17 protein-coding genes are annotated in these 15,502 nt (G+C 43.1%); 6 read left to right on the forward strand and 11 right to left on the reverse strand.

Annotation, left to right across the window (positions count from 1 at the left end):
- Nucleotides 1–36: 36 nt before the first annotated feature.
- Both kbl and ACLI09_RS14615 read right to left on the reverse strand, forming a co-directional pair.
- Nucleotides 37–1,230 carry a glycine C-acetyltransferase gene (kbl, locus tag ACLI09_RS14610; RefSeq protein WP_411420378.1) on the reverse strand — a complete coding sequence of 398 codons (1,194 nt, stop codon included), beginning with the start codon at nucleotides 1,228–1,230 and terminating at the stop codon, nucleotides 37–39.
- Between the two features lie 166 nt (nucleotides 1,231–1,396).
- A complete protein-coding gene (locus tag ACLI09_RS14615) occupies nucleotides 1,397–4,561 on the reverse strand; it encodes a UvrD-helicase domain-containing protein (protein ID WP_411420379.1) in 3,165 nt (1,054 codons plus the stop codon).
- Between the two features lie 56 nt (nucleotides 4,562–4,617).
- Between ACLI09_RS14615 and ACLI09_RS14620 the strand changes: the two genes are divergently transcribed.
- Nucleotides 4,618–4,905: a nucleotidyltransferase family protein gene (locus ACLI09_RS14620; protein WP_411420380.1), complete on the forward strand. Its 288-nt coding sequence runs from the start codon at nucleotides 4,618–4,620 to the stop codon at nucleotides 4,903–4,905.
- Nucleotides 4,895–5,242: a DUF86 domain-containing protein gene (locus ACLI09_RS14625; protein ID WP_411420381.1), complete on the forward strand. Its 348-nt coding sequence runs from the start codon at nucleotides 4,895–4,897 to the stop codon at nucleotides 5,240–5,242. The genes ACLI09_RS14620 and ACLI09_RS14625 overlap by 11 nt, the downstream gene beginning before the upstream one ends.
- 22 nt (nucleotides 5,243–5,264) lie before the next feature.
- On the opposite strand, the gene ACLI09_RS14630 is transcribed toward ACLI09_RS14625, so the two are convergent.
- Nucleotides 5,265–5,918 carry a hypothetical protein gene (locus tag ACLI09_RS14630; protein ID WP_411420382.1) on the reverse strand — a complete coding sequence of 218 codons (654 nt, stop codon included), beginning with the start codon at nucleotides 5,916–5,918 and terminating at the stop codon, nucleotides 5,265–5,267.
- Nucleotides 5,919–6,073: 155 nt separating this feature from the next.
- On the opposite strand from ACLI09_RS14630, the gene ACLI09_RS14635 reads away from it, so the two are divergent.
- The gene (locus tag ACLI09_RS14635; protein WP_411420383.1) at nucleotides 6,074–6,682 is read left to right on the forward strand and encodes a superoxide dismutase; all 609 of its coding nucleotides are present in this window, start codon (nucleotides 6,074–6,076) and stop codon (nucleotides 6,680–6,682) included.
- Between the two features lie 107 nt (nucleotides 6,683–6,789).
- The gene (locus ACLI09_RS14640) at nucleotides 6,790–7,146 is read left to right on the forward strand and encodes a TfoX/Sxy family protein (protein WP_411420384.1); all 357 of its coding nucleotides are present in this window, start codon (nucleotides 6,790–6,792) and stop codon (nucleotides 7,144–7,146) included.
- Nucleotides 7,147–7,287: 141 nt separating this feature from the next.
- Here the strand turns inward: ACLI09_RS14640 and ACLI09_RS14645 are convergent, their stop codons facing one another.
- Nucleotides 7,288–8,340, reverse strand: coding sequence for a PA0069 family radical SAM protein (locus ACLI09_RS14645; RefSeq protein ID WP_411420385.1), 1,053 nt, complete (start codon nucleotides 8,338–8,340; stop codon nucleotides 7,288–7,290).
- Nucleotides 8,341–8,616: 276 nt separating this feature from the next.
- On the opposite strand from ACLI09_RS14645, the gene ACLI09_RS14650 reads away from it, so the two are divergent.
- Nucleotides 8,617–9,090: a sporulation protein gene (locus ACLI09_RS14650; protein ID WP_411420386.1), complete on the forward strand. Its 474-nt coding sequence runs from the start codon at nucleotides 8,617–8,619 to the stop codon at nucleotides 9,088–9,090.
- Between the two features lie 81 nt (nucleotides 9,091–9,171).
- Here the strand turns inward: ACLI09_RS14650 and ACLI09_RS14655 are convergent, their stop codons facing one another.
- Both ACLI09_RS14655 and ACLI09_RS14660 read right to left on the reverse strand, forming a co-directional pair.
- Entirely contained in the window at nucleotides 9,172–9,636 is a 465-nt protein-coding gene (locus ACLI09_RS14655; RefSeq protein ID WP_411420387.1) for a PEGA domain-containing protein, read from the reverse strand.
- A 90-nt stretch (nucleotides 9,637–9,726) separates the two neighbouring features.
- Nucleotides 9,727–10,152, reverse strand: a complete 426-nt coding sequence (locus tag ACLI09_RS14660) for a hypothetical protein (protein WP_411420388.1) — start codon at nucleotides 10,150–10,152, stop codon at nucleotides 9,727–9,729.
- 258 nt (nucleotides 10,153–10,410) lie between these two features.
- Between ACLI09_RS14660 and ACLI09_RS14665 the strand changes: the two genes are divergently transcribed.
- Nucleotides 10,411–11,010 (forward strand): lipoprotein signal peptidase, encoded by a 600-nt coding sequence (locus ACLI09_RS14665; RefSeq protein WP_411420389.1) that lies wholly within the window; start codon nucleotides 10,411–10,413, stop codon nucleotides 11,008–11,010.
- Nucleotides 11,011–11,052: 42 nt separating this feature from the next.
- Here ACLI09_RS14665 and ACLI09_RS14670 read toward each other — a convergent pair whose 3' ends face one another.
- The 5 genes from ACLI09_RS14670 to ACLI09_RS14690 all read right to left on the reverse strand — a co-directional run bounded on the left by ACLI09_RS14670 (nucleotide 11,053) and on the right by ACLI09_RS14690 (nucleotide 15,477).
- Nucleotides 11,053–11,631, reverse strand: coding sequence for a 5-formyltetrahydrofolate cyclo-ligase (locus ACLI09_RS14670; RefSeq protein WP_411420390.1), 579 nt, complete (start codon nucleotides 11,629–11,631; stop codon nucleotides 11,053–11,055).
- An 83-nt stretch (nucleotides 11,632–11,714) separates the two neighbouring features.
- On the reverse strand, nucleotides 11,715–13,196 hold the full coding sequence (locus ACLI09_RS14675) for an amino acid permease (RefSeq protein ID WP_411420391.1): 1,482 nt from the start codon (nucleotides 13,194–13,196) through the stop codon (nucleotides 11,715–11,717).
- Nucleotides 13,197–13,377: 181 nt separating this feature from the next.
- Nucleotides 13,378–13,800: a hypothetical protein gene (locus ACLI09_RS14680; RefSeq protein WP_411420392.1), complete on the reverse strand. Its 423-nt coding sequence runs from the start codon at nucleotides 13,798–13,800 to the stop codon at nucleotides 13,378–13,380.
- 127 nt (nucleotides 13,801–13,927) lie between these two features.
- Complete coding sequence (locus ACLI09_RS14685; RefSeq protein WP_411420393.1) at nucleotides 13,928–14,119, reverse strand: hypothetical protein; 192 nt, start codon at nucleotides 14,117–14,119, stop codon at nucleotides 13,928–13,930.
- Nucleotides 14,120–14,145: 26 nt separating this feature from the next.
- The gene (locus ACLI09_RS14690; protein ID WP_411420394.1) at nucleotides 14,146–15,477 is read right to left on the reverse strand and encodes a hypothetical protein; all 1,332 of its coding nucleotides are present in this window, start codon (nucleotides 15,475–15,477) and stop codon (nucleotides 14,146–14,148) included.
- Nucleotides 15,478–15,502 lie beyond the last annotated feature (25 nt).

The following is a 15,502-nucleotide window of genomic DNA, read 5'->3' on the forward strand; positions in this document are numbered from 1 at the left end:
AGTACAAATTATCCTACAGATATACCCAAATTATAGTTAAATCACACTTAACATTTTGCCAACCTCTGTAAAAGAAGTGATTGCCTTGTCTAAATGTTCCTTCGAGTGTGCCGCCGAAAGCTGTACCCTTATCCGCGCTTTGCCCTTTGGAACCACCGGGAAAAAGAACCCAATAACGTATATTCCTTTTTTGAGCAGTTCGTCGGCCATGTTCTGGCTCAGTTGTGCATCATACAACATTACAGGCACTATAGCGCTGTCGCCTTCTACAATATCAAAGCCCGCTTTTTTCATTCCTTCTTTAAAATAGTTTGTATTCCATTCTAATTTGTCGCGCAGGGCAGTATCTTTTTCAAGGAGTTCAAATACCTTAATAGATGCACCTACTATAGCAGGCGCAAGCGAATTGCTAAACAGGTACGGACGCGAACGCTGCCTGAGCAGTTCTATAATTTCTTTTTTACCGGTAGTATAGCCGCCCATAGCGCCGCCCAGGGCTTTGCCCAGCGTACCTGTAATAATATCTACACGGCCCATAACGCCTTTTGCTTCCAGCGTGCCTTTGCCGGTAGCGCCTATAAAGCCGGCGGCGTGGCACTCATCTACCATTACGAGCGCATCATATTTATCAGCCAGGTCGCATATCTTGTCCAGCGGCGCCACCACGCCATCCATGCTGAACACCCCATCGGTAACAATGATTTTAAAGCGGTGGCCTTTATCAGTAGCGGCAATAAGCTGCGCTTCTAAATCTTCCATATTGCTGTTCTCATAGCGGTAGCGGGCGGCCTTGCAAAGGCGTACACCGTCTATAATGCTGGCATGGTTAAGGCTGTCGCTGATAATGGCATCTTCTTCTCCAAGCAACGGCTCAAACACCCCGCCGTTTGCATCAAAAGCCGCGGCATATAATATAGTGTCTTCAGTACCGTAAAATTTGGCTACTGCTGCCTCCAGGTCTTTGTGGATGTCCTGAGTACCGCATATAAAACGAACTGACGACATGCCAAAGCCGTGCGTATCGAGCGCGTCTTTAGCCGCCTGTATTACTTCCGGGTGCGACGACAGCCCCAGGTAGTTGTTGGCGCAAAAATTAAGTACTGTCTCGCCGGTATTCAGCGTTATCTCCGCGCCCTGCGGCGAAGCAATAATGCGTTCTTTTTTATAAAGCCCGTTTTCTTTGATGCTTTCCAGTTCGGCAGCTAAGTGCTCTTTGATTTTTCCGTACATATTATTTAGTTGTTGTTTATGGCCTCACCCCCGGCCCCTCTCCGAAGGAGAGGGGAGGAGCTTCACTCAAATAGTTTTACGTATGCAAAAGTATTATAAAGTATTTAATTCAGGTATGTTGTTTAGGGTTCAGCCATCAGAGTGCAACTAATTCCCCCTTTGGGGGTCAGGGGGCTTCCACTATCTCAATTCCCTCTCCTATATATACAATTGTCTTCTTCACCACCTCAAGCCCCATTTGGCGCAGCGCAAAAGCATATCCTTCAAGCTGCGTGGCATAACTATCCTTATGCGCCCCGGTTTTATAATCCAGCAGATAGGCTTTACCATCCTTTATAGATACACGGTCGGGCTTAATGTTAGGCATATTTGGGCTAATGATGTTGTGCTCGTTATATACCGTATTCCCTTCTGCGAAGAAAACTTCCAGGTCAGGGTGGGTAACCACAAGGGTAACTATCGCTTCCATATCCTCCTGCTGGCTGTGGGTAATGAGGCCGTTCTCAACCGCCTTCATAAGCGCCATTGGAATATCATTTGCAGTCTCTATATAGGACAGCACCTCGTGGGTAACGTTACCAAATTCTATGGCCTGCGCCTGGGTGTTGCCCCACATCAGGGCTTCGCGCTGCGCAATTTTTACCCTGCGTGGATTAAAACGGTCTTTTACTACGGCAATCTTAGGCTGTTTTTCTTTAAATTCCTGTGGTTTTGAAAGTCTTGAGCTGTTGCCAAATTCATATTCCGCTATCCGGTTATCAAAAACGTTCTGGTTTTGCAGGTACTCTATAAAGTAGCTCGACATATTATTAGTTGCCACTGCGCCACTGCGTGTAAAGTTGCGGTTACTAATTATGTACAGTTGCTCTTCGGCACGGGTAAGTGCCACATATAATATATTGATGTTATCCAGTATGGCTTCCTGCTCTTTAGTATGATAAAGCTCTGCGGCTTTTTCGCCATATTCGGCTACGGCGCGGCTGCTGTCTATCAGGGCCTTTTCAAATTCGAGTGTGGTGTCGTCTACTTCCAACCACAACTTGTCGCGGCGGCTACGGCTGTAATCTTCTTCCGCAAAAGGGAAAATCACCACGGGGAACTCCAGCCCCTTGCTTTTATGTATGGTCATGATGCGCACGCTATCGTCGCCCTCCGGCGAAGGGATGCTGAACTTGCTGCCGTTCTTATCCCAATACTCCAGGAAGTCGGATATGCCGCTCTGGGTGCGCACGTCGCGCTCCAGCACCAGGTCGAGGAAATACTGCACATAACTCTGGTTGCTTTTTTCCTTGATGAAAGCATCTATAATGCTTTCCACGGCTTCGTAAAGCGATTTCTTGCGGCAGTCTTTAAACGAAATGCTAATGCCGTGACTGCCCAGCCATGCTTCGAGCGTTGCTTCATCGGGCTGCTCCATACCCTGGGCGATAAAATCATGTGTGCCCAGGCGTGTCTGTGTGCGGCTGGCAAAGTATAAAAAGTGTGCTTTGGCCTCTTTGTTTTCGTTGCTCTTAAGGTAGCGCAGCAGGTTAATGATGAGCTTTACCTCAGTCGCGTTTTGTATCAGCAGCGTTTCGCTTGATAGTATGGGTATGTTTTCTTCGGTAAGGTAGTTTGCTAAAAGTATACCCGGCTGGCGCTTTCGCGTAAGCAGCACAATGTCTTTGTACTGAAAACCCTGCGCAAGCGCCTTGTTTATGGTTGCCATTGTAGCTTCAAGGTATAAATCGTTTTTTGTAAATTCTTCGTCCTCATCGTCAACGTCTCCCCCTTTGGGGGCCGGGGGGCTTGGCAGGAACGAAATGTTCACATAGCCGCCGGCTTTTGTGTTTATAGCCTGAAAACTGTTGGCATACATCTCCACATAATCGGCATCGTCAAAACGATTGGCCAGATACGTAAAGAAGCTATTATTAAAACCGATGACTTCGCTGTAGCTGCGGTAGTTGGTACCCAGTGAAATGGTTTCTTTTGATGGATTGCTAAAGGGGTTAAAGGTATCTTTGCCCAGTGCTATAAACTGCTCTGCCTTACCGCCCCGCCAGCGGTAAATGCTCTGCTTGGGGTCGCCCACAATCATGAGGGAGCCGCGCCCGGCAATGGGGTCTTCGCCCGCCAGGGCATTGTCTATAAGCGGGATGAGGTTGTGCCACTGCATGTGGCTGGTATCCTGGAACTCATCAATAAAAAAGTGGCGGTAACGCTCGCCCAGGCGCTCGTATATAAACGGCGCGGGCTGGTTTTGTATCTCTTTATGGATAATGGCGTTAAACTCAGATATCGAGAGCACGTTCTGTTCCTCCTGTATGCGTTTTAGTTCCTGCCCTATGGTATTGAGCAGCGACAGCGGTGTGATGTTTTTAAGGAAGGCTGTATAGAAATTTTTCTGCTCATAATTTTTGTAGACCTTGCGCAAAAGTACAATCAGTTTTTCTGCAAGGCTTTCAATAATGGCGCGGTCTTTGGCCGTTTTGTTTACTTTTATATCGTCAGTTTCAAAGTAGCGTTTATGGGTAGGTTTCAGTTCGCCGTCGCGGATGTAGCCAATGTGCTTGGGGAAATACTGCCCGGAAAACGATTTGTGGTCTACGCGGTTACTGTCGAGCACATCGAGCATTTCGAGGGCCAGGGCTTTGCACTCGGCTTCCAAGGCATCCACCATTACACGCAGCTTATCTTTTATCACCATAAAATCGGCAATCGACTTGGTGCTGAACTGCTCCAGCTCGGCGCGGTGGTTTTCGTCGATTAACAGCTTACCGGTCTCAAAAAGCTCGTAGGTTACGTCCCAACTCTTATCGTTGTCGGTTTTGTCCAACGAAAAATCTACGAGGAGGGAGGTAAGCACCGGGTCATCGCCCGCCTTGGCAATTACGGCATCTACGGCTTCCTGCAAAAGCAAATCCGTTTCCAGCGAAATGTCAAAACTTACCGGCAGGTTGAGGTCGTGCGCAAAGGCGCGGATTACCTTGTGGGTAAAACGGTCGATGGTACTGATGTCAAACGCGGCGTAGTTGTGTATAATGTTCTTGATTATGGCGCGGCTCTTGTCTTTTATCGTTGCCAGCGAAAGCCCGGTTTCTATGTGCAACACTTCCATAAGGGCTTCGGCGCGCGGGCCGGGTTCGTCCTTTGCAAAGTCGGATAAGTTGAGTATAATACGGCTCTTCATCTCTTCCACGGCCTTGTTTGTAAAGGTTATGGCGAGTATGCGGCGGTAGGCGTCGTCGGTACTGGCAGTAAGCAGTATGCGCAGGTATTCTTTAACCAGCGTGTAGGTTTTGCCCGACCCTGCCGAGGCGTTGTAAATGGAAAATGCGGTGTGTGGCATAGTACAAATATAGTGAAAGGGGAGTGGGGCAAGAATAATTTTATTAAATTTGCTACATGTTGTCTGCAAGCCAAATACAAACCATTATAGATGTAATGAAGCCCTATCATCCCAAAAAAATAGGGATATTTGGTTCTATGGCCCGAAATGAAGAAACGCCAAACAGTGATATTGATATACTGTACCAATTTCATGAACCTATAAGCCTTTTTGAAAAAGCCGATATTAAGGCAATTTTGGAGAGGAAACTGAATAGGGAAGTAGACTTGGTTTCAGAAAAGTTTATGAATGCGATATTTCGCAGTCATATTACTACTGATATAAAAATTATTTATGGAGGCTAAAGATAAAAATAAGCTGAGGTTACAGCATATTTTAGACAGCATAAATAAAATAGAAATCATAAGGGAAGGGCTTACCTATGAAAGCTATCTTGCTGATTGGAAAAGCCAGGATATTATTATCCGGAATATGGAGATTGTCGGTGAAGCCGCAAGGCATATAGACGATAGTATTACAGAAAAGTATCCAGATGTAGAATGGAGAAATGCCAGGGGAATGCGTAATTTCCTCATACATGCTTATTTCCAGATTGATCATGATGAGATATGGAAAACAGTTGTAAATGATATCCCTGTGCTAAAACACCAGATTGAAGATATACTTCGTAATATTAGTTAGCTGTTTTCGTTATAGAAATTCATTACTCCATCACCCAGTTACCATTACCATCCTGAGTTACCACAGTAGTTTCAGTAGTATAATCACCCGCTTTTAAATGTGAGTAGTAGGTTAGGTCAACACATATCCTTCCGTTTTTGCTGTATATCTTTGGCATATACTCGCCCTCCTCTGCAAGGCTGGTAAATGCAATTGCGGCTATATCATCTTCATTGGTAATATCTATAAGATAGTAATAATAATGGTTGAGCGGGCCAATGCTAAACCGCTGCTTATCAAAACTGCAAAGCACGTACTTGTTGTTCCCCGCCGTAATTTGGTCTGCCTCCATAAGCGTGTTACGATCCGGTTCATTTATAAAACTATTGCGGTCTATGGTGTAATGGGCTGCGAGGTTCGGCGCGTTTTTTTCAGCCATTTCTCTGGAATAGAAAATATCGCTCACTTCTTTACGGGTGCTGCCATACAGTACATACGATGCTGTACTGTCTGAAAACATAAATGTGAGGGGTATGTCGCTGAACTTATAGCTACGCTCAGTAACATCATCATTTGTAACCATGGTAACATTTCCCTCCGTGTTTAGTGGTTTTATTATTACAGGTTTTTCCTTGCGGTTGCAGCCTGACAATGACACGATAAAGGTGCAAATGAACAGGAGACTTTTAGTTTTCATGATTAGGGTGTTGGTTTAAAGGACGCTAATTGTGTAATTTGGCAAAATTTTGTAATAAACCGGTGCAAATTATATCAATTTCTTATTTTTTAGTAAAGCGGAATTGCCTAAATTTGGTTTAAAATTAATACTAATAAATAAAATCATACATAACCATGGCATTTGAACTACCAAAACTTCCTTATGCATACGACGCTTTAGAACCCCACATTGATGCTAAAACTATGGAAATTCACCATACTAAGCACCATAATGCCTATACTACAAACCTTAACAATGCCATAGCAGGTACCGACCTTGAAGGCAAAACCATAGAAAACATACTGCTTAACCTTGATACCACTAATACGGCAGTGCGTAACAATGGCGGCGGTTTTTATAACCATAACCTGTTCTGGACCATACTTTCGCCAAACGGCGGCGGCGAACCCACCGGCGAACTTGAAGCGGCTATAGATAAAGCTTTTGGCTCATTTGCGGAGTTTAAGGCAAAATTTAATAAAGAGGCCACAACACGCTTTGGCTCGGGCTGGGCATGGCTTTGCGTGCACCCGGGTGGCAAGCTTGAGGTATGTTCTACCGCTAACCAGGACAACCCCCTAATGCCGGACCTTGGCTGTGGCGGAACGCCAATTCTTGGCCTTGACGTGTGGGAGCACGCGTACTACCTGAACTACCAAAACCGCAGGCCTGATTATATTGAGGCATTCTGGGCACTGGTAAACTGGGAAGAAGTAGCAAGGCGCTACGCTAACGAAAAATAATTTTTCTTTAATTTTAGATAATGAGAACGGGTGCTGAAAGGTGCCCGTTTTTTTGTTTAAATTTGGTGTATGTTTAGTCTTAATACTTTGTACTCAATACTATAAAAATGCCGTACAACGAAAACACCATACAGCGCATCCGCGAAATACTACAGCAAAAAGGCGTAGGCTTTTATGAGAAGGCCATGTTTGGCGGCATCTGCTTTATGGTAGATGACAAGATGCTGTGCGCCTGCAAGATTGAAAAGTCTACGGGTGAAGACCGCCTGATGTGCCGCCTGGGCCCGGAAGCCGCTGATGCAGCCCTGAAGAATGACGAAGTTACTCCCATGGAATTTAACGGCAAAAGCATGAAAGGCTATGTGTATGTAGAAGCCAGTGCTTTTACTACCACAAAGCAGCTTAACCACTGGCTGCAGCTGTGTCTTGATTATAACCCGTTTGCAAAGGCGAGTAAGCGGTAGATAGGGTGCGCAGCAACGTCTACAATCCCAATAAACCACCCGCCCTGCGGGCACCCCGCAAGAGGGAAATGCCACGGTTGCTCAAAATATTCGAGTGAAGCTGCTCCCCTCTCTTTCGGAGAGGGGCTGGGGGTGAGGCTCTTAAAACAACCTTAACTGCTCCCCCCTGGTGCCGTCAAATAAATCGGTGCGCAAATCAGGTATACCCTCATTGTCAAAATACTTTTGCCGGCCTATCTTAAAGGTGGTGTGTATCATCTGGGCAATGTTGCCTTCGCCGCGTTTGCGTTTTGCCACGTTCTTTTCGCCCAGTTTACCGCCGTGCATGCTGGCTATCTGGTTCAGCACCTTGTCGCGGCGGTCAGGGTAATGCTCATTAAGCCAGTCTATAAATATAGGCTCTACCGTATCGTTAAGCCGCACCAGTGTGTAGCCAAAGCTTTTGGCACCCTTCTCTGCTATTACTTTAAGGGTGTTCAGTATCTCCATACTGTTAAGCCCGGGAATGATGGGCGCGACCATAACATGTACCGGTATGCCGTTTTGAGTTAGCATTTCTATAGCAGCCAGCTTGGTGTTGACCGATGAGGTTCGGGGTTCCAGCTTGCGGCGCAGCTCCTCATTAACAGTGGGTATGCTTAACGATACCGTAACCAGGTTCTTGCCGGCCAGCTGTTTGAGTATGTCGATGTCGCGGGTTACCAGCGCGTTCTTGGTGAGGATGTCTACCGGGTGGCGGTAATCTAAAAATACCTGAAGCAGCTTACGGGTTATTTGCAGTTTGCGCTCTATGGGCTGGTAACAGTCGGTATTGCCCGACATTAAAATAGATTCCGGCTTATAGCCACGCTTTTTAAAGAACTGTTCCAGCAGTTCGGGTGCATTTTTTTTAACCATTATCTTCCGCTCAAAGTCTACTCCCGCGCTGTAGCCCCAGTACTCGTGTGTGGGGCGTGCAAAACAGTAGGCACAGCCGTGCTCGCAGCCCTGGTAGGGATTCATGCTGTAAGCCATGCTCAGGTCAGGGCTTTTAACCGGGTTCACGATCGTTTTTGGGAACACTTCCAGTATCTCGGTCTTGGCTACGGTTTCTTCAAATTCATCATCATATATAGACTTTTCATACCGGTACTGCAAAAAATGGTTATGGATATTTTGCACAGCGCCCTGTCCTTTTATAGTTTCCTTTTTCATAGTTATGCCATTTCATTTGCTTATGGCAAGATAGCACTTTTATGAGATTAAAATAACACTTAACAGAAAATAATCTTATAAAATGTTGTAAGATTTTGAATTATACCGAAAAATTTACAATTTTTAAACAATTTATTTGAACTCGATATAAATAAATAATATTGCAGTCTTTTTTTTATGATTTTTTTAACGATATTTGCTTTATACATTTATTAACCAATTCAACGGAGTGTGCCGAAAATCCTTAGAAAGAGTAGGCGTTAATTTTTTATTATTATGGGATTTTTACAGACAATTAAAAACAAACTGGGTATTGGCGGGGTTAAAGTAGAACTTGTTGTTCCCGGCACGGTAGACAAAACAGCTACAAGCATTACCGGTAAAGTAAACCTTACTTCAAAAAGCGAGCAGGAGCTTGTATCGCTTAAAGTTACACTTATAGAAGAGTATTCTACAGGCAGGGGAGACGACAAAAAAACCACAACGCTTACCCTGGGGCAGTTTGACCTGTCGTTAGGTGGTGCTAAAATAAAACCGGGAGAAACGATTACCCACAATTTTGATTTACCTTTTTCGCTGGTAAAATCATCTAACCAGAGCCTTGCCGAAAAAGGCGGTGCGTTAGGTGCTATAGGTAAACTGGGCTCGTTTGCAAACAACGAAAAATCAGCATATTTTGTAAAGGCCGAAGCAGATGTTAAGAGCGCTGCTTTAGATCCGGACGATAAAAAACCTATCCGTATAGTATAATTTCCTTTTTTTAGGACATTAAAAAAAATGCCGTAAACTTTAGGGTTTACAGCATTTTTTATTTACAGTAGTTTAATATAACTAAAGTTTTTCCAGCTGGCCTATTTTCTCAAGCTGAGTACCTTCCGGCACAAGCGCCACGTTTATTAATATTTCGCCGTTTATCGATGTAGTGGCCTGGCTCAGCTGCGCATTGATTTTACCCGGCGTAAGCTTGTACATAGCGCCCGTAATAGGGTCTACAATAATACCCACAAGGCCACCAAAAACAATGTTGCCGATATACCATGCATTAAATTTTCGCTCAAGCTTCGTTTCAAAGTCTTTATAGCCTTCCAGGCGAATAACCACGGTGTGCGATTTTTTGCGCACCAGCTTGATATCCATTGGCGTACGGCCTTCAAAATTGCCGTCTATTAAAATGCTGGCTTTTGCAGGGGTGCTTGTAAAGTTTACATATTGTTTAGAACCCGATACTATAGTGGCGCATCCGGTGGCAGAAAGCACAAGGGCAAAGGCCGCAAGTGCTGTTAAACATTTTTTCATTTTGTTTGCTAAAATTGGTTTATCCGGCAAAAATAGTTTTTTTGACGTAAGCCAAGCTCAAAAACAAAAATTAATACGGAGATAATATGGTTAAACAACCGGCATTACCTTAGGCGGGAACATATGGTCCCGCCAAAAAGCCACTACCTGGGATAATGTAGTAGTCACTTTTTCAACAGTATCCGGAATATAATAGCTATGTATAAACGTGTACTGTTTTTCTGTAACTTTTGGCTGGGTAAGCATCAACAGTGTGTAAGGCAGTTTAGTGGTGTCAAACGTTTCGTGCATATATACCATATTACGCGTGTTTGGTATTTCTACACTTGGCGTGGCGGTGCTTTGCAGTAAAATGAAAATATCCGACAAATTATCTACTATGTATTGCGTTGCCTCACCGGATTCTGTAAATCCGATGCATTTATTGTTATACACGGATGATGTAAGGCTCTTACATAATGCAGTACAATCGTCAGGGTTATGGTGTAATAATATAATGCTTCCTTCTTTATTCATTCTTTCATATAGTACGGTACTTTACAAAAGTATTTTATTAAATTTAAAACAGGTTACAACATTATACACTAATTGTTATTAACCGTATATATTGGTTATTATTGACGGAAGGCGTTCACTAATTATCACCTATAAAATTTAAGTGATTGGGCTTTGTTGTATTTACTGCATAAATATTTGCTAAAACATTTCATTAACTCAGCATGGTACCCGATTGTTTAATAATTTAATTTATTTTTGCGCAGTAAAACTACAAAAATGTCTTTAAAGAAAGCTTACCTTATTGTTATACTCGTTTTGCTGGCCGACCAGCTGTCTAAAATTTATATAAAAACCCATTTTACCCTTGGGGAGGCAAAAGAAGTTTTTAGTTGGTTTTACATACAGTTTATAGAAAATGAAGGCATGGCCTGGGGTACTACGATACCGTATTGGCTGGGTGGTAAGATAACACTTACTGTTTTCCGTATAGGAGCAGTGATAGGTATAGGGTGGTGGCTGGCCGATACAGTTAAGAAAAAACAATCGCCATACCTTATAGTTTCTATAGCGCTAATACTTGCGGGGGCTTTTGGAAACATTTTAGATTCGGTTTTTTACGGTGTTATTTTTACCGATAGCAATTCCCAGGTTGCGGTGTTTAATACCACTCAGCATTATGGCAAATGGTTTGAAGGAAGGGTGGTAGATATGTTTTATTTCCCTATATACAGGGGTGAAAATTTTACTTTTTTCAATGCCATATTTAATGTTGCCGATGCTGCCATATCTGTAGGAGTGGGTATACTTATTATATTTAATAAAAAAGCATTCCCTAAGCACGAGGAGGAACCGGTAAAGAATGAGGAATTGCAGTAGCCGAAGTGTTAAGTGGATTATCGGGAATACAGATTAGTGAAATTATTGTAATTCGGGGATAAAAGAATACACCCGCTCGGGTGTTACACAATAATCCAAAGGGATATCCGTGTCGTTACAAGCGATATCCTGATGTTCAGCTTCGAAAAAAGATAAGCCTATTTTTATAACATCCGGCTTGCAGGCGGCTAAAAAGCGGTCGTAAAACCCTTTGCCATACCCCACACGGTGGCCTTTAGTATCAAAGGCAAGCAGGGGTACAAATACCACATCAATTTTTTCCGGGGGCACTTCAAGCCCGTCTATAGGTTCGGGAATACCGTAAGCGCTTACTACAAGCTTTGTGTTGTTAGTAAGCAGGTAGTGTACCATATTGCAACTCTCAAAGTCAGCCCGTGCTATCACAACCTCCTTATCACGGCCGAATAATATGTGCTGAATTACATCGGTGTGCACCTCTTTTTGGTTTTCTATAGTAAGGAACAGGTGATAATATGTTTTATCCCAAACAGCTAAATGCAGCAGCCTGTTAGCTATCTCCAGGCTTTTTTCTTCTACCTCGGCAATTGAAAGTTCCTGCCGCAGGTGTTTGTATTTATGGCGCAGTTCTTTTTTAGTCATATACAAATATACTCACTCTGTAAGGTGGGGTTATAAAAAATCCCGCCTTTTAAGGGGCGGGATTGCATTTTATATTTGTTTTTTTAGGACTCTCCTTCTTTTTTTTCTAATGTGCTGTTCTTTTTGCTGTAGGCAAAGTAAAACACTATACCCAGCGCCATCCAGCCAATAAGCCTGGCCCAGTTTAACCAACCAAGTCCATAGATCATGGCAAGGCAAACAACCACGCCTAAAATTGGTACAATCGGCACCCATGGGGTTTTAAATTCACGCACCATATCAGGCTCTCTTTTGCGGAGTATTATTACTGATATACATACCAAAATAAAGGCAAACAGGGTACCAATGCTGGTCATGTCGCCCACAATATCACCAGGTACAAACGCTGCGAATAAACCTACTATTACTAATATTACAAGATTGGCTTTATAAGGGGTTTGGTATTTAGTGTGCAGGTGGCTAAAAAATGTAGGTAAAAGCCCGTCTTTACCCATAGCATAAAACACGCGGCTCTGGCCAAGTAGCATGACAAGTATTACTGATGAAAACCCGAACAGAATGGCTACGGTAACAAAATCTGCCAGCCATGAGTACCCTATCATATATTTGTTAATGGCAAAAGCTACCGATGCCTCTTTGCCTGTAGTACGAAAATCTTCTATTGTAGCAACGCCCGTTAGCACGTGTGCAAATAAAATGTACAATACGGTACAAATGGCAAGAGAACCCAGGATGCCTATAGGCATATCGCGTTTGGGGTTCTTGGTTTCCTGTGCGGCGGTACTCACAGCATCAAAGCCAATAAAGGCAAAGAACACTGTACCCGCGGCACCGAGTATACCCATAATGCCACCAAAATTATGTGCTACGTGCGAATCGTCTGTATAGGTAGACGCTTCAGGGATATAGGTTGCATGGTTTTCTGCCTGGATAAACTGCCAGCCAAATACGATTATAAGTACTACGATGGTTACTTTTACCAATACGATAAGGCCATTTACAAAGGCGGATTCCTGGGTGCCTTTAATAAGCAGCAGGCTTATAGCGCCTACAATAAAAAGAGCAGGCAGGTTGATGATGCCATCTATGCCTTCCGGCGAGGTTTGAAAAGGGGAGTGGCACCACTCATACGGTATAGGGTTCATGTGGAACACCGTGACCAGCAGGTTGTTGAGGTATTCACTCCAGGCAATGCCTACCGTTGCGGCTCCCACGGCATACTCCAGGATAAGGTCCCACCCTATAATCCAGGCCAGGAATTCGCCCATGGTAGCATAGGTATAGGTGTATGCACTACCGGAAATGGGAATGGACGAAGAAAGCTCTGCATAGCAAAGGCCGGCAAGCGCGCAGCCTATAGCCGCTACGATAAAGCCAATGGTTACCGACGGGCCGGCGTTTTGTGCTGCCGCAGTAGCCGTGCGTACAAAAAGCCCGGCACCTATAATGGCGCCGATGCCCAAGGCAATAAGCGACCATGCTGTTAACGTTCTTTTTAATCCTTTTTCAGATGCCGAAGCTTCGGCCAGTAAGAGGGCTAACGGTTTCCTTCTCCAAATAGACATATATAGTATGTGTTTAGTGTTTTTATTAGAATTTCCAAATATAGCGGTTTTGAAAATATTACAATAATTTTAACGAATTAATATAGCCTTTAACTTTAGTAGCCCCTAACGGCTGTAAAACAAAAACATCCTTGCCGAATGTATCGATAAGGATGCTTATAGTAGTGTTAGTGCAGTGTCTTTATTTTTTGCGTGGTGCGCGTTTTGGTGCAGCCGGTGTTTCTTCAGCCGGTGTTTCTTCAGCCGGAGCTGCTTCAGCTTCAGATGCTTTGTCTTCAGCAATTACTTCGTCAAGAAAATCAATGGTTTCGTCAGCTTCGCTAAGCAGCGCGTCAGCTTCGGCAAGTGCGTTGTCGGCAAGCTCTTCAAGTTCCTCCTCGTTTAAAAAGCGGATGTCCTTATAGCTTATTTCCAAAAGATAACCTGTGCTTACTTCTTCGATAAGGCCAAAGAACTTCTCATTGCCCTTACCGTTTACGTTAGTACCCCACAGGTGGAACAGGCCTATTTTTTTCTTTTCCTTTTTTACGGTCTTCTTTCCTTTTTTGGGCTTGCTTTTCTCTATAACAGTGAATTCAACCACCCTTAAATCTTCTCTGTTCATATTGTTTTTTTAATTTACATTTTGGTAACGCAAATTTAACACGCATAAAATAAAAAAGCGGGTTTTCAATGTTAAGGATTGCAGTGTAGGTAAAAACTTAACATTGGCAGCTGGCAGCAGTGGAAATTTACTTTTTTTGAAGCGCTTTTTTACAGAATAAAAAGTATAACATAAATGCCGCGTCAATACCTAACAGCAATAGCATGTCGCGACGGCTTATGCTTTTAGTGCCCGGGTTTACATAGTTGCCATCTATAAAAAAGAATAGCGCAACCATATTAATGACGCTAAGCAGCAGGGCTGTGATTCTGTATATCATGTTTAGTTACAAAAGGCAGCATATTTCTACTCAATACTGCAATTTTCTGCCGTCAATGTACTTAGTGTAACCGGATTATAATTGCCGGAAATACTACCACTAACCATTCCGGGCAAAATATTTCCAACCGCACATAAATCTTTAAGGGAAGCATTAGATTCGATACGAATTTCTCCGGAAAAACCGGATATATTTTGAAGCCCGTTTAGCGTTGCCAGAGAAGGATTATTTAAAACGCGAATTCTATCAGAATTTGTTACACTGCTAAGTGCTTCAATAGATGTTAATGTGTTATTACCCTCTATTATTATGCCGTTTGCCGTAGTTAATGACTGTAGTCCATTTAATGATTGTAATAAATTATTATATGAAATAGAAATACTGCCTGTTGTTAATGATTGCAGGCCACTTATTGATTGTAATGAACTATTAGACCCAATGTTAATATAGTCTATAGTGAGTAACGATTGCAGGCCACTTATTGAATTTAATGAATTATTAGACCAAATAGTAATAGTGCCGGCATCGGTCAACGATTCTAGACCTTCAAGTGAAACCAGTGAGGGATTAGTATAGCTGTAAAAATGACCTAACGTTGTTGTATTTTCAAAAGCATTTCCTAAAGAGCTAAGTGATGGATTTTCAAAAAGAGTTACACTTGCCCCGGATAAAATACTAAGCCCATTGAGGTTAACTATTCCTGTTCTTTGAAAATAGCAATGAAGCTTAACTTGTATGCTGGTGGGCAATGCTGTTAAATCCGGGCAATCTACAACTTCCAGGTTGGCTATTTCGTTACAGTTTTCAAGGCCATGAAAGCTTTGAAGGGCATTACAATTTTGTAAATTTAAAGAAGGTATAGCAGCAAGCTTTTGTAATCCATTTAGATTTACTAAAGCACTGTTATGGTGAAGATAGATTTTATTTTCGTAATTCAACCCAGCAGAAACCGACACGGTGGGTATATTAATGGTTTTTAACGAGCGCAAGCCCTGCAGGTTGGTTATAGCTGTATAGGATATTTCAATATTTTGGGTCTCTCTCACATTATGAAGCCCTTCAAGTGAGGTAAGCTGGGGGCAATTTTGTATCTTTATATTCTTTATGCCTGTAATTTTGCTTAAAGACGCAAGGCTGGTAATATCCGATGCTGCCACACTATTACCAAGTACAAGGTAATTCAATCCATTACAATCGGGCCCTATGGTTTGGGCCACAGCGTCTAACTCGGCCTGGGTAGTTACCGATATACCGTTAAAACAGTCATAATTAATTACTACAGGCTCGTTGCTGTCATCAGAATTGCAGCCCATAGCTACAACTGCAATAAGGCTAAGCACTAAATGTTTAATTTTCATAAAAGTTGGTTTTATGCGGTAAAGA

The organism is Flavobacterium sp. RHBU_24, assembly GCF_046613695.1.
GTDB lineage: Bacteria > Bacteroidota > Bacteroidia > Flavobacteriales > Flavobacteriaceae > Flavobacterium.